The 13,385-nt window shown below is 64.0% G+C and carries 12 protein-coding genes; 5 read left to right on the top strand and 7 right to left on the bottom strand.

Annotated elements, in window-relative coordinates; all coding sequences use genetic code 11:
* Positions 1-6 precede the first annotated feature (6 nt).
* Positions 7-1,083, top strand: coding sequence for a sensor histidine kinase (locus tag AC1RJW_RS28675; protein WP_493047942.1), 1,077 nt, complete (start codon positions 7-9; stop codon positions 1,081-1,083).
* Positions 1,084-1,094: 11 nt separating this feature from the next.
* A complete protein-coding gene (locus AC1RJW_RS28670) occupies positions 1,095-1,823 on the top strand; it encodes a LytR/AlgR family response regulator transcription factor (RefSeq protein WP_493047966.1) in 729 nt (242 codons plus the stop codon).
* On the opposite strand, the gene AC1RJW_RS28665 is transcribed toward AC1RJW_RS28670, so the two are convergent.
* The 3 genes from AC1RJW_RS28665 to AC1RJW_RS28655 all read right to left on the bottom strand — a co-directional run bounded on the left by AC1RJW_RS28665 (position 1,809) and on the right by AC1RJW_RS28655 (position 6,516).
* Positions 1,809-4,067, bottom strand: a complete 2,259-nt coding sequence (locus AC1RJW_RS28665) for an ATP-dependent DNA helicase (RefSeq protein ID WP_493047941.1) — start codon at positions 4,065-4,067, stop codon at positions 1,809-1,811. The two genes, AC1RJW_RS28670 and AC1RJW_RS28665, sit on opposite strands and share 15 nt — an antisense overlap.
* A complete protein-coding gene (locus AC1RJW_RS28660) occupies positions 4,064-5,716 on the bottom strand; it encodes a VRR-NUC domain-containing protein (RefSeq protein ID WP_493047940.1) in 1,653 nt (550 codons plus the stop codon). Before AC1RJW_RS28660 ends, AC1RJW_RS28665 begins: the two co-directional genes overlap by 4 nt.
* A 95-nt stretch (positions 5,717-5,811) precedes the next feature.
* The gene (locus tag AC1RJW_RS28655) at positions 5,812-6,516 is read right to left on the bottom strand and encodes an SMI1/KNR4 family protein (RefSeq protein WP_493047939.1); all 705 of its coding nucleotides are present in this window, start codon (positions 6,514-6,516) and stop codon (positions 5,812-5,814) included.
* Between the two features lie 152 nt (positions 6,517-6,668).
* Between AC1RJW_RS28655 and AC1RJW_RS28650 the strand changes: the two genes are divergently transcribed.
* Positions 6,669-7,886 carry an MFS transporter gene (locus AC1RJW_RS28650; RefSeq protein WP_493047938.1) on the top strand — a complete coding sequence of 406 codons (1,218 nt, stop codon included), beginning with the start codon at positions 6,669-6,671 and terminating at the stop codon, positions 7,884-7,886.
* The gene (locus AC1RJW_RS28645; protein WP_493047937.1) at positions 7,883-8,515 is read left to right on the top strand and encodes a helix-turn-helix transcriptional regulator; all 633 of its coding nucleotides are present in this window, start codon (positions 7,883-7,885) and stop codon (positions 8,513-8,515) included. The genes AC1RJW_RS28650 and AC1RJW_RS28645 overlap by 4 nt, the downstream gene beginning before the upstream one ends.
* A 41-nt stretch (positions 8,516-8,556) precedes the next feature.
* Here the strand turns inward: AC1RJW_RS28645 and phaP are convergent, their stop codons facing one another.
* The 4 genes from phaP to AC1RJW_RS28625 all read right to left on the bottom strand — a co-directional run bounded on the left by phaP (position 8,557) and on the right by AC1RJW_RS28625 (position 12,301).
* On the bottom strand, positions 8,557-9,168 hold the full coding sequence (phaP, locus tag AC1RJW_RS28640) for a TIGR01841 family phasin (protein WP_493047936.1): 612 nt from the start codon (positions 9,166-9,168) through the stop codon (positions 8,557-8,559).
* Between the two features lie 107 nt (positions 9,169-9,275).
* The gene (locus AC1RJW_RS28635) at positions 9,276-9,470 is read right to left on the bottom strand and encodes a hypothetical protein (RefSeq protein ID WP_034755105.1); all 195 of its coding nucleotides are present in this window, start codon (positions 9,468-9,470) and stop codon (positions 9,276-9,278) included.
* A 47-nt stretch (positions 9,471-9,517) separates the two neighbouring features.
* Positions 9,518-11,770 carry an ATP-binding protein gene (locus tag AC1RJW_RS28630; RefSeq protein ID WP_493047935.1) on the bottom strand — a complete coding sequence of 751 codons (2,253 nt, stop codon included), beginning with the start codon at positions 11,768-11,770 and terminating at the stop codon, positions 9,518-9,520.
* A 102-nt stretch (positions 11,771-11,872) separates the two neighbouring features.
* Positions 11,873-12,301: a winged helix-turn-helix transcriptional regulator gene (locus AC1RJW_RS28625; RefSeq protein WP_436499341.1), complete on the bottom strand. Its 429-nt coding sequence runs from the start codon at positions 12,299-12,301 to the stop codon at positions 11,873-11,875.
* 115 nt (positions 12,302-12,416) lie between these two features.
* On the opposite strand from AC1RJW_RS28625, the gene AC1RJW_RS28620 reads away from it, so the two are divergent.
* Positions 12,417-13,268 (top strand): SDR family oxidoreductase, encoded by an 852-nt coding sequence (locus tag AC1RJW_RS28620; protein WP_493047934.1) that lies wholly within the window; start codon positions 12,417-12,419, stop codon positions 13,266-13,268.
* Positions 13,269-13,385: the final 117 nt, after the last annotated feature.

Here is a 13,385-nt window from a genome sequence, read left to right as displayed (position 1 = left end):
GCGCGCATGTCCGGACCCTTGTCGAAGCGGCGCGGCGCCGTGGTGGTGTTCCTGGTCTGCATCGCGCTGGGCCTGGCCCTGGCCGCCATCCTGGCCAGGGTGGCCCATGCACCGCGGCTCAATGCGATACTGCTGGTGGTGCCCGCCACGCTCGTGTATGCGATCGGATCGGGGTTTTCCGCGTTTTACCTGTGCCGCGCCTATCCCTTGCACGCCCGCCATCCGCTCGCCATTGCCGGCGTGATGGGCGTGGCGGCCCTGTTCGCGGGCTTGCTGTGGGCGACCCTGCTGCAATTTCTGAACAGCGTCAGCCTGTTGCTGGAGCAGTACTGGCTGGGCGTGGACCTGACGCAATCGCTGCTGGCCCTGTTTTTCGGCCTGGGCGCGCTGCTGTATTGCCTGGCTGCCGCCGTGCATTATCTGCTGCTCGAATTCGTGCGCGCCAGGATGGCCGAGCAGCGGGGCCTGGAAGCGCAGCTGATGGCGCAGGAAGCGCAACTGCGCATGCTGCGCACGCAAATCGATCCGCATTTCCTGTTCAACAGCCTGAACTCCATCAGCGCCCTGACGTCTATCGATGCGGCGGGCGCGCGCCAGATGACGGTGCAACTGGCCAGTTTCTTTCGCCAGAGCCTGAGCCTGGAAGCGCACAAGCACATCACCGTGGAGCAGGAAATCGTGCTGATCCGCCACTTTCTCGCCATCGAGCAGGTGCGGTTCGGCGCGCGCCTGCAAGTGGCGGAAAGCATCGACACTGCTGCGCTGGCATGCCTGCTGCCGCCCATGCTGATACAGCCGCTGGTGGAAAATGCCGTCAAACATGGTATCTGCGGCTTGACGGAGGGCGGTCTGATTGCTATCGAGGTGCGGCGCGCGGGCAGCCTGTTGCAGATTGCCGTGCGCAATCCTGTTGATGTGGATCAAGGACCAGCCCATGGCAATGGCGTGGGGCTGGAAAATGTGCGCCAGCGCCTGGCCGGCGCGTATGGCCACGAGGCCGGCGTGCACTGGGCGCGGCGCGGCGCGACGTTTGAAGTGACCTTATCGATGCCGGCGCAGACCGGCGGCACGGAGGAAGCATGATGCAGGCAAGAATGCGGGTGGCCATCGTCGACGACGAATTGCTGGCGCGCAGCGTGCTGCGCGAATACCTGGCGCGCCATGACGATATCGACATCGTGGCCGAGTGCGCCAACGGCTTCGACGCCGTCAAGGCCATCGCGGAACTGGAACCGGAACTGGTATTTCTCGACATCCAGATGCCGCGCCTGGACGGTTTCGAGGTGGCCGAGTTGGTCGGCGCGAAGACAAGGCTGATCTTTGTCACGGCCTACGACCAGTACGCCCTGAAGGCGTTCGAATGCCATGCGCTCGATTACCTGCTGAAGCCGTTCAGCGAACAGCGCTTCGAGCAGGCGCTGGCCCATGCGCGCGCCCACCGCAGCTTGCCCGAGGCTGTGCAAACGCTGGCGCGCGCGGCGGCCACGCGCGCCGCGCCCCTGGACCGCGTGCTGATCCGCGATGGCGCCAAGGTGCACGTCATCGCCAGCGCGCGCATCGATTACATCGAGGCGCAGGACGATTACATCAGTATCCGTTCCGAGGGCAAGTCCTACCTGAAAAGCCAGACCTTGGCGGAACTGGAAACCCAGCTCGACCCCGCCAAGTTCCTGCGCGTGCACAGGTCGTATCTGCTCAATATCGACGGCATCCGCCGCATCGAGGCGGCCACCAGGGACAGCCACGTGGCCATCCTGCGCGACGAGACGAGGATACCCGTGAGCAAGGCGGGCTACCAGAAGCTGAAGTTACTGGTTGGCTAGCTGCACATCCCACCACGTCGGCAAGAGCTGGCGGATTTCCGGGCGTGAGAAACGGTCGTCGATCAGATAGACGACGCCCTTGTCCGACTGGGTGCGAATCACGCGGCCGGCGGCCTGCACCACCTTTTGCATGCCCGGATACAGATACGTGTAGTCGTAGCCGGCGCCGAAGATGTCGCCCATGCGCTGACGGATCTGCTCGTTGACGGGATTGATCTGCGGCAAACCCAGGGTGGCGATGAAGGCGCCGATCAGCCTGGCACCGGGCAAGTCGATGCCTTCGCCGAAGGCGCCACCGAGCACGGCAAAGCCGATGCCGCGTGTTTCCAGGCCGAACCGGCCCAGAAATTGCGCGCGGGCACCGTCATCCATGCGGCGCGGCTGCTGCCAGATGGGCACGTCCGGGTAGTGCTGGGCGAACAGGGTGGCCGTCTTTTCCATGTAATCGAAGCTGCTGAAGAAGGCCAGGTAGTTGCCCGGCGTTTCCGCGTATTGCTTTGCCATCAGTTGCGCGATGGGCAGCAGCGAAGCGGCGCGGTGCTGGTAGCGCGTGGAAATGGTATCGGCCACGCGCACGGACAGTTGTTCCGCCTGGAATGGCGATTCCACGTCGACCCAGGCCGTGTCGGCCGGCATGCCCAGGGTATCGCTGTAGTAATTCCACGGGCTCAGGGTGGCGGAAAACAGGGCCGTGCTGTGGCTGGCCGCGAAGCGTTCCTTGAGAAACGGTGCCGGCACGATGTTGCGGATGCAGACGGTGGAACCCGTGTCCGTTTTGCTCACGTCGAACAGCGAATGCGTGCCGAAACTTTCCGCCAGGCGGTTGATCAGCAGCACGCCGAAATAAAAGCGCTGCAAGTCCTCGTCCAGCGCGGTAGCGTGCTCGGCCATGTAATCGCCGATGGCCGTGGCCACGCCTTGCAGGGCGCCAAAGAATTTGTCGGGCAAGGCCGCATGCACGTGGTAGTCGCCATCCTGCTCCTTGAGCAGGGCCGTCCACTGGCGCGCGAGGCGGTCCAGCGGCTTTTTCAAGCCTTCGGGCGCGAACTTGCGCAGCATTTTCAGGTCGATCTGCGCCAGTTCGGCCGAATACATGCTGCGCGCGCGCGACACCATATTGTGCGCTTCGTCGACCAGCACATTGACTTTCCAGTCGTGGGCCAGGGTCATGCCGTACAACATGGCGCTGAGATCGAAATAATAATTGTAGTCGCCGATGACGACGTCGCTCCAGCGCGCCAGCTCCATGCCCAAATAATACGGGCAAATACCTTGCTGCAAGGCGATGGCGCGCACGGCTTCCTTGTCCAATATCAAACCGCTGGCCAGCGCCACTTCGCGCGCCAGCGGCAGGCGGTCGTAAAAACCCTTTGCCAGCGGACACGATTCGCCATGGCACGCTTTGTCCGGATGCTCGCAGGCACTGGTCTTGGCACTCAGTTCCAGCACGCGCAAGGGCAGCAGCGGCGCGCTCTCCTTGAGGATGGCGCAGGCGTCGAGCGCCATCTGCCGGCCCGGTACCTTGGCGGCCAGGAAAAACAGTTTATCGAGGCCATGCGCGGCCGTCGCTTTCAGCATGGGAAACAGGCTGCCCACCGTCTTGCCGATGCCGGTCGGCGCCTGCGCCAGCAAGCCGCAGCCGCGGCTGCTGGCCTTGTACATGGCTTCGGCCAGCTGGCGCTGGCCCGGACGAAAGTTGGCATGGGGAAAGGCCATGCTGGTGAGCTGCGCGTCGCGGCTGGCGCGGTGCGTCATTTCCTGCTCGGCCCAGTCGAGGAACAGCGCGCAATGCTGCTCGAAGAACAGGCGCAGCGCCTCGGCCGTACATTCCTCGTGCATGACGGTTTCCTTCTGGCTGGCGATGTCGAAATACACGAGCGCCACGCGCAGCATGGGCAGGTTCAGCTGCTGGCACAGCAAATGGCCGTAGATGCGCGCCTGCGCCCAGTGCAACTGGCGGTGGTTGGCGGGCATGGCGTCCAGCTCGCCCCGGTAGGTCTTGATTTCTTCCAGCTGCCGGCGCGCCGGGTCGTAGCCATCGGCGCGGCCCCGCACGTGCAGGGGGCCGAAGTCGCCGCACAGGCTGATTTCGCGCTGGTAATCGTCGTCGCGCCGGCCCGTGACGGTGGCGTGGCCGGCCATGCCTTCCTGCGCCGTGGGCGAGGGCGTAAAACGCAGGTCCAGGTCGCCCACCTTGGCCGTGAATTCGCACAGGGCGCGCACGGCGATGGTGTAGCCGCTCATGCCGCCGCCTGCCATTGCAGGTAGCACACGCTGACGGGCATGGCGTGCTGGGCGCAATAGGCGATCCAGCGCAGCTGGTTGTCTTGCAGGCGGTCGCCCGGACCCTTGACTTCGATCATGCGGTAGCGCCGTTCTGCCGGCCAGAACTGGATCAGATCAGGCAAGCCGCTGCGGTTGCTTTTGATATCGAGCAAGATGCGTTCGAACGCCTTCTTCAGGTGCGCGGCTGGCATGCAGGCCAGCGCCAGGTCCAGCAAGCCGTCGCCCAGCACGTCCCAGCTGACGAAGGGCGAGACGATGCCGTGCTTGGCGGCAAAGGTGGCGCGGATGGCGGCGTGGTAGCCGCCGTCGTCCAGCAGCGCCAGGCAGGCGGCGAAGTCCGTGCTGCGGCGCAGGTAGAAATCGGCGCTGTGCAAGTCGGCAGGGCCACGGTGGAACGGGTGGAAGAAGGCGCCCGGCATGGCCTTGAAGATGGCGGGCCAGCACAGCAGGCCGAACAGCGAGTTGATCAGGGTGTTTTCCACGTAGTACACGGGCGAGTCGTCCTGCATCAGGTGCTGCTGCACCACCCCTTCCACATAGCATGCTTCGCTAGGATATGGCAGCAGCAGGTCGATGCGTTCCACGGGCGCGGGGGCGCTGGCCGCCTGCTTCGCATGGCCCAGCTTGCGCCGCAAACGAGGCGCCATGCGCAGCAGCAATTGCTGTTCCGCCTCGCTTTCCGGCGCCGCCAGGGCGATCGTCAGCCGGTCGTAGGCCGCCTGCGGCTGCTCGTCTTTTTCCAGCACGCGGATGGCGCGGCCCCGCGCGCCCGGATAGCGGCAATCGGCATAGGCGCGGTAGGCGGCGGGCCAGTCCTGGCATTTTTCCAGGTGCTGGCCGATCTGGAAGCGCAGCTTGTCGCGCCGGCTGGCCAGCCAGGTATTGTCTTCTGGCAATGGCAGCGCGGCCAGTTCCTGCAGCACTTCGTCCGCCGGCGTGCTGTCGTTGTAGCGTTCGCGGCACTGGTGCAGCACTTCATAGTGCTCGATATCCTGGCGCGTGCGAAAACCGCGCGACTCGGGCGAGAATTCCACTTTCTCATATTGATACACGCCGAGGTCGGACAGCACGAATTCCGACCAGTCCTGGTGATAGTTGCCAAAGTAGATCAGGCGCAAGCGATCGCACAGGGGCTGCAAGCCGATACGGTACAACACGTCGCCGGAGGCCGGATGCCAGGCGGAAAACGGTCTGTTTTCCCCATGCTGCCCGCGCAAGGCTTCCAGTTGCTCGGCCTTGCGCGCCGCCTTCAGGGATGGGGCGAGATCGAAAGCCTGGGCGATTTCCGCTTTCAGCAGTTGTTCGAACAGTTCTTCGAGCGCAATGACGGGATCGGCTTCCACCCATGCCAGGGCCAGCAAGGGCAGGGCGGCGGCGCGCGTGTCGCCGATTTCCGGGTAATTGAGCTTGCTGGCGCGAAACAGACAGCCCTTGCGCATGACGAGGCGCACGAACAGGGCGCGCGACGGCTGCGGCAGCGCACCGAAGTCGGCAATGAATTGCGTTTCCTCAAGACTCAGCAGATCGGCGTAACGGGCGCCGATCCAGTTCAGCACGTCCTGGAAATTATCCAGATAGTACAGGGGATTTTCCAGGACTCTCAGCATGGGGATGGCAATAGGGCAAGTTGCAAGATGATGGCTTTTACTGTGTTTATATACAGTTTAAACCTTCATCCGCCGCTTGCCCAGCGATTTTATGCTCAGCCAGCCGTGCTGTAGGCAAAACCGCTGTCGAACTTTTCGTAAGGAATGAATTCCTTGCGCAGGCTGGCCAGTTCGATATCGGTCAGCAAGCCCCGGTGCGCTTCCTTGCGTCCTTTCGGCAGCACCACCTCGTAATCGAGGATGTCCCTGGCCAGCAAGGTTTGCAGCACGTCGGCTTGGGGCACCGTCAGGTAGCGCGTGTGCGTGCCCAGGGTGTTGGCCAGTTGCTCCCTGAATTCGTCGTCGCTGACCTCGTTGTAGGTATCCTGGTCCGCCATGCTGTTTAATAACATGTGAAACAGGAAGTCCTGCAGGTTTTTCGCCAGGTACTGGGCTTCATTCTGGTCATGCCACAGCAGCACGATGGGCATGTCGCCATCGGGCTGGCCCGAAGCGAAAAAACAGTAGTGGTCGCCCGCACCCGTTTGCGCGAACGGGATGAAGCGGAAGGCAGGGTCGATTTGCCGGTAATCGTCCGTGTCCTGCAAGGTTTCCGCTGCTTCGGCAACGGCCTTGATATTGAGCAATTCGAAATCGTCGGCATGCAGCAGCAGGGTGGGTTTATCCTTTAATGTGGGATAGACCAGCTTGTACCAGTCGGGGCCATATTCGCCCACGGCCAGCATGCCGTCGCGCTCCAGCTGCCGATACAGCGCGGGATAGGTGAAGCCGTGTTGCTGTTCAATTTCTGCCAGTGTCATGTTTGCCCTGTTAAATAAGATTCATGGGGCAATGATAGCCGAGGCGATGGTTTGCACGTTTCATTGTGACAATACCTAGAATTAATAAACATTTCAGTTTACTTATCTGGCATGGTCACGTAGTCTTGCCAGACAATATACATCGAGCCCGCATGAAAAACATCATCCTGATTTCCGCCGCCTGCCTGCTGGCGCTGCTGTCGACCATCGGCGCCTCGCTGCCATACCCGATCCTGCCGCCCCTGTTCGCGGCCGAGGCGCCGAACGCCTTCAACAATTTCCTCGGCTTGCCGTCGAAATTGCTGTTTGGCCTGGCGCTGACGATCAACCCGCTGGGTTTGCTGATCGGCTCGGCCCTGCTGGGGCCCTTGTCGGACCGCTACGGCCGCCGCCCTTTGCTGATGCGCACGGCCGTGGGTGCCGCCATCGGCCACGCCATCACGGCCTGGGCGCTGGTGATCCAGTCCTATCCGCTGTTCATCGTCGCCCGTTTCATCACGGGTTTGCTGGAAGGAAGTGGCGCCGTGGCGCGCGCCATGCTGGCCGACCAGCTGACGGGACCGCTGCGCCTGCGCGCCATGTCGTGGCTGAACGGCGCGTTTTACCTGGGCTGGCTGGTGGGGCCGATCCTGGCGGGCGCGACCCTGCATTGGGGCGTGACGGTGCCGTTCTGGATCGCCGCCGCCGCGCTGATGCTCGTCGCCGTGCTGGTGGCCGTCGGCTTGCCGCGCGAAACGCCCTCGCTATTGACGACGTCGTGGTGGCAAGTGGCGCGCGACCGCCATTCGCTGAACCTGCTGCGCCATGAGGAGCTGCGCACCCTGTTCATCGTGCAACTGGCGTTCACCTGCGGCGTGGCCAGTTTCTATGAGTTTTATCCGCTGTGGCTGGTCGAGACGGCCAATTACCATGCGCAGGCGATTGCCTGGGTGAATGTGGGCCTGTGCGGCACTATGACGGTCACGTCCTTGCTGGCGGGCGGTCCTAGCCGCCATGCGCCGCTGTTGCGCGCCAGCTGGTATGCCTGCGGCGTGGCGCTGGCCGTCGGGATTTTGGCGCTGGGCAACATCTGGGTGGGCATCGCCGCCATCGTGCTGTTCGGCATTCCGAACGCGCTGTACAACACGGTGATACAGGGCTGGTGCGCCGAGCGCTTCAGCGCGCACGGGCAGGGCGCCGTGATGGGCTTGCTGGCCACCACCTTTTGCATCGCCAATATCGTCGTCGCACTCAGCGGTTCCGTGCTGACCCTGATCGACACGCGGCTGATCCTCGTCGCCGGCGCCTTGTCCGCCGCCTGGGCCGCGTGGCGCATGGCGGCCTGGCGCCGCCAGCTGGCAGGCCGTGTTGACGCGAAAGCCGTGGCATGAATGCGAGCACGTCCGGGCAAACGCTGTTCCTGCTGAAGATGCGGGGGCCGCAGACGGCGCAGCAACTGGCTGCCTTGCTCGATATCACCTCCATGGGTGCGCGGCGCCAGCTGGAGGCGGCGCAGGACAAGGGCCTGGTGGCTTTCGAGGACGTGGCCGACAAGGTGGGACGCCCGTCGCGGCGCTGGCAACTGACGCCCGCCGGTCACGCGCGCTTTCCCGACCGCCATGCCGACCTGACTCTGGAATTGATCGCGCAAGTGAAAACCCTGTTCGGCGAAGCGGGCCTCGATCAATTGATCGGCGCGCGCGAGCGCAGCAGCGAAGCGGCCTATAGCCAGTTGGTCGACCCTGGGCTTGATCTGGCGCAAAGGGTGGATAGCCTGGCCCGCGCGCGCGATGGCGAGGGCTACATGGCCCATGCGGAACGGCAGGACGATGGCAGTGTCTTGCTGGTGGAAAACCATTGCCCGATTTGCGCGGCGGCCACGGCATGCCAGAATTTCTGCCGCTCGGAGCTGGCCATCTTTCAGCGGGTATTGGGGGGCGATTGCACGGTGGAGCGCAGCGAATATCTGCTGCAGGGGGGGAGGCGCTGCGTGTACCGGATCGTGCCTATCGGAACCTGAGGAGTCAGGTTCCGATAGTTGCGAACTTATTTTTTGACAACTTACTTTTTGGCAGCTTTCGGCTTGGCGGCAGGCGCCGCCTTTTCAGCCGCAGCCTGGGCGCCGGCCGTGGCCTGTTCCGTGGCCTGCGCCACTTGCGCGCTGGCCTTGGCGATCTGCTCTTCCACGGTCTTCACGGCCTGTTTCGTGGCCTTGGTCACTTGTTCATAGCCAAGGAAGGCGTTGTCGATGGCGGCCTTGACGATGGCCACGGCGTTTTCCGAGCCTGGCGGCACGTTTTTCGTGACGTCGTAGATCAGGGCGCTCAGATTGCTTTTCGCTTCGGCCACGTGGGCTTCGGCGGCCGTGGTGAATTCCGTGTGGATTTCCTTGATGATGTCGTCGAGTTGCTGTTTATACGCTTTTGCACCGGCCACGCCCGGTTGCAGCTGGGCGGCGGCGGCGGCCATGGCGGCCTTTGGATCCTTGGCCTGGCTGATTTCCTTGCCGGCGGCAAGGCTGTCCTCGATGCCGGACTTGGCGGTGGCCATGTTCAGCGCCAGCACCTGTTCCACGCCTTGCACTGCCTTGGAGGTGAGGGTGTTGAAGGTCATCAGCTGGAATTCAAACAGGGCCTTGGTGGCCGATGCGAATTGTTCGGGATTCGTAAACATGTGGTCTCCTCGGTTTGAATAGATACGTTCTTATCGTTCCATACTCTTTCGACGCCGCATTGCCATCGCTTGCTTTCAAGCCGGTGCCCCGTGTGGTCATGGCCCCATTATTTAACAAGCGCCGGTTTTTCGCAACGGCTATCTTTGTACGGTCCCGAGGCCAGTTCCCAGCCAAATCCCAGGGTGGACTGGGCGCACGACAGGGTGCCGTCGATCTTGCTGCGCCATTTGTACCAGGGGGCGGGTCCGGCCATTGCGCAGGCGCAAACTGCCAGCAGGGCCGTGGCGATCAGGTATTTCATAGGTACTCCGAAAGAAAAGCTTGCGGGTATTGTAGCGCGCCTGCCGCTCAGGGCGCGGGCGATTGCGGCGCCACGGCGGGCAGCTGCAGGGTGAAGGTGGTGCCGCTGGCGTCACCGGTGCTGCTGATGGCGTCGATATGGCCGCCCAGCACGCCCGTGACGATGTTGTGCGCCACATGCAGGCCCAGGCCCGAGCCGCCCGAACCGAGCTTGGTCGTGAAGAAGGGGTCGTACACGTGCACGAGGTCGTCGGCGGCGATGCCCACGCCCGTGTCGGCGATGGACAGGGTGATCGTCTGCCCGTCGTCGCTGCCGCGCGCCGTGATGGCGATGGTGCCGCCGCTGCGGCCCTCGAAGGCATGGCGCAGGCAGTTTTCCAGCAGGTTGCTCAGCACCTGGCCCAGCGGGCCGGGATAGCTGTCCATGGCCAGGCCGTCCGGTACGTCCTGCGTCAGGCTCAGGCCGGCGGCCTTGAGCGGCGTGGACAGGGGCAGCATCAGCTCGGCCACGAACTGGCGCAGCAGGAAATGCCGGCGCTGCGAACTGGCGCGGTCGACGGCGATCTGCTTGAAGCTCGAAACGAGGTCGGCGGCGCGCTGCAGGTTGCGCAGCATGATGGCGTCGGCCTCGCTGGCCTGGGTCAGGTAGGCGCCCAGTTCGGAACGGCGCAGGCCGTCGAGAAAGCTGGCCTGGATTTCGCGCGTGCGTTCGGCCATCGTGGTGGCCACCACCAGGCCGTTGCCGATCGGCGTATTGAGTTCATGCGCGATGCCGGCCACCAGCGCGCCGAGCGCGGCCAGCTTGTCGCGGCGCACCAGTTCTTCTTGCGTGATGGAAAGGTTTTCCAGCGCGGCGGCCAGTTCGAGGTTCGTTTGCTCCGAGTGTTCCTTGGCCTGCGTCAGGGCCGCCGTGCGTTCGGCCACCAGCTCTTCCAGGTGGGCGCGGTGGCGCTGCAGCTCGCGTTCGTGGCGCATGCGGCCAATCGCAATGCCGGCCAGGTCGGTGGCCGTATCGATCAATTCCAGGTCACGCGCATCGGGCTGGCGCACGTCGCGGTAGTACATGGCGAAGGAGCCGAGCACGGCGCCATCCTGGCCGAAGATGGGGCGCGACCAGCAGGCGCGCAAGCCGAATGGCGCGGCCAGCTCGCGGTAGGGGGCCCACAGCGGGTCCAGCATGATGTCGCTGACCACCACCGGTTCGCGCAGGAACATGGCCGTGCCGCAAGAGCCCACGCCGGGGCCGATGGCCACGCCTTCGAGCAGGGCCATGTAGTCGGGCGGCAGGCTGGGACCGGCCGCGCTGTGCATGTGGACGCCGTCGTCGTCGAGCAGCATGATGGAGCACAGCACGCCGCGCGACTGGCCCTCGATCAGCAGCAGCAGCTGGTTCAGCGTGGGGACCAGGGGCGCGCCCTTGGCGACCATTTCCAGCAGGGCGCTCTGGCCCGAACGCATCGCTTCGGCGAGGTTGCGTTCGGTCAAGTCGATGATGCGCGCATGCACGAGCTGGCGGCCCGGCACGGACAGGCGCATCAGGCGGATTTCGCAGGCGATCGGGTGGCCGTCGCGGTGGCAGCAGCTGGCGCGGAAGACGACGATCTTGCCTTGCAGGGTATCGCGGATCTTTTCTGCCAGCAGTTGCGGCGAGGCGCGGCCATCGCTCTGATGCTTGGGGAACAGCGGCTCCATGCCGCCTTGCAGCAATGCGGCCAGCGGCAGGCCGAACAGGTCTTCGGCCAGGTGGTTGGCGTCGATCAGCAGGTTGTTGTCGATATCGAACAGCAGCACGGCGTCGGGCGAGCCGGCCAGGATCGAGTGGTAATTGACTTCCAGCGTTTGCGGATGCAGGGGGCGCGGCGGCGCGGCGGGCGTGGCGAAGGGGCGGGCGGCGGGCGCATCGGCCTTGTGCAGCGCCAGTTCCATGAGGATCTTTTCCGCCACGTCGCGTGCATTGAAGGGCATCTTGATGTAGTCGGAAGCGCCGGCGCCCACGCTGCGGCCCTGTTCCTCGGCGCTGGGAGTGGCCGACATCAGCAGCAGGGGCACGCTGTGGCGTCCGCCCGCATTGCGCAGGCGCATGCAGGTAGCGCCGATATTCGTGCCCGCCAGGGCCGCGTCGAGCAGGATCAGGTCCGTGCCGCCGGCCGCCAGCTCCACGCCTTCGTCGATATCGCCCGCCAGTCCCGTGCCCAGGTTATGCCGGTCCAGCACATACAGCAGTTCGCGCACGTCGTTCGGCGAATTGCTGACCAGTAGCACATTGGCCCGGTCTGCGATGGAAGAAATCAACTGATTCATGGTGTCGCGCCCTTACGCGGTTCATGGGCCTAGTATTACATCAAGGCAAGTAGGAGTAAACGATAATTCTTGATGACTAGAAGCAAGAGCCGCAGTGCCCGTTCAGGCGGCGTTTTGCGCGTCGGGCGCCATGGCCAGGTCGGCGCGCGCCTGTTCGATGCGCGGGTAATTGTCCTCGATCCAGTCGACCAGCACGGCCAGGCGTTCGGCCGCTTCGCGTCCCAGCGGCGTGAGGCTGTACTCCACCTTGGGCGGGATCACCAGGTAGGCCTGGCGCAGCACGAAGCCGTCGCCCGCCAGCGCTTCCAGGGTTTGCGCCAGCATTTTTTCGCTGACGCCGCCCACTTCGCGGCGCAGTTCGCTGAAGCGCCGGGTGCCGCTCAGCAGCAATACCAGCACCAGCACGGCCCAGCGGCTGGTCAGGTGGCTGAGCACGGCGCGCGACGGGCAGGCGGCCGCCAGCAGTTGCGCGCCCTGGTTCTGGCGGGCGAGGGCGGCGCGCAGGCTGGCGCCGGGAGTGTCTGTGGACATGATAGTTGGCCTTCAATTTTAGTTTTAATTCATACTTACCAAAAGGTACGTACTTACAATAAGTAAGTAATAGTCCTATTATAGGGTTTTACGACCCACCCTCCAAGGAGAAATCATGATCGTCATTACCGGCGCCACAGGCAATCTGGGCCAGCACGTCATCGCCAATCTGCTCAAATCCGTCCCCGCAGCCAATATCATCGCCGCCGTGCGCAACCCGGCCAAGGCCGCCGACCTGGCCGCCAAGGGCGTGCAAGTGCGCCAGGCCGATTACAACGATGGCGCCAGCCTCGATGCGGCATTCAAGGGTGCAACGAAAATCCTGCTGATCTCGTCGAGCGAAGTAGGCCAGCGCGCGCAGCAGCACCAGAACGTCATCGATGCGGCCAAGCGCGCCGGCGTGTCCCTGCTGGCCTATACCAGTGTCTTGCGCGCCGACACGTCGCCGCTGGGCCTGGCCGCCGAGCACGTGATCACGGAAGCGTCCATCCGCGCGTCCGGCCTGCCGTACACTTTCCTGCGCAACGGCTGGTATCTGGAAAACCATACGGAACACCTGGCGCCCGTGCTCGAGCATGGCGTCGTGCTGGGCGCGGCGCAAAACGGGCGCTTCTCGTCCGCCGCGCGCGCTGATTATGCGGCCGCCGCTGCCGCCGTGCTGGTCTCGGCCCAGCCGCAAGCCATCTATGAACTCGCTGGCGACCACGGCTTTACCCTGGCCGAGTATGCGGCCGAAGTGGCGCGCCAGTCGGGCAAGGCGATCGTCTATAAAGATTTGCCGCAGGCGGACTTCAAGGCGGCGCTGGTGAGCGTGGGCGTGCCGGAAGGCTTTGCGGACCTGCTGGCCGATTCCGATGCGGGCGCGGCCAAGGGCGGCCTGGAAGACCACGGCAAGCAATTGAGCGCGCTGATTGGCCGTCCGACGACGACTCTGCTTGACGCCGTGAAGGCGGCGCTGGCCAAATAAGGGGAGGGTGCCGCAGGTTGGGGAAACCGCGCGGCATTCTGAAATGAAAAAAGCCGCAAACTCGTGAAAGTTTGCGGCTTTTTTGCGAATTAGGTAATGGTGCCCACGAAGGGACTC

Source organism: Janthinobacterium sp. GW822-FHT07A03 (assembly GCF_058798815.1).
The sequence above is the reverse complement of the archived record's forward strand: the minus strand, read 5'-3'. Positions and strand labels throughout refer to the sequence as shown.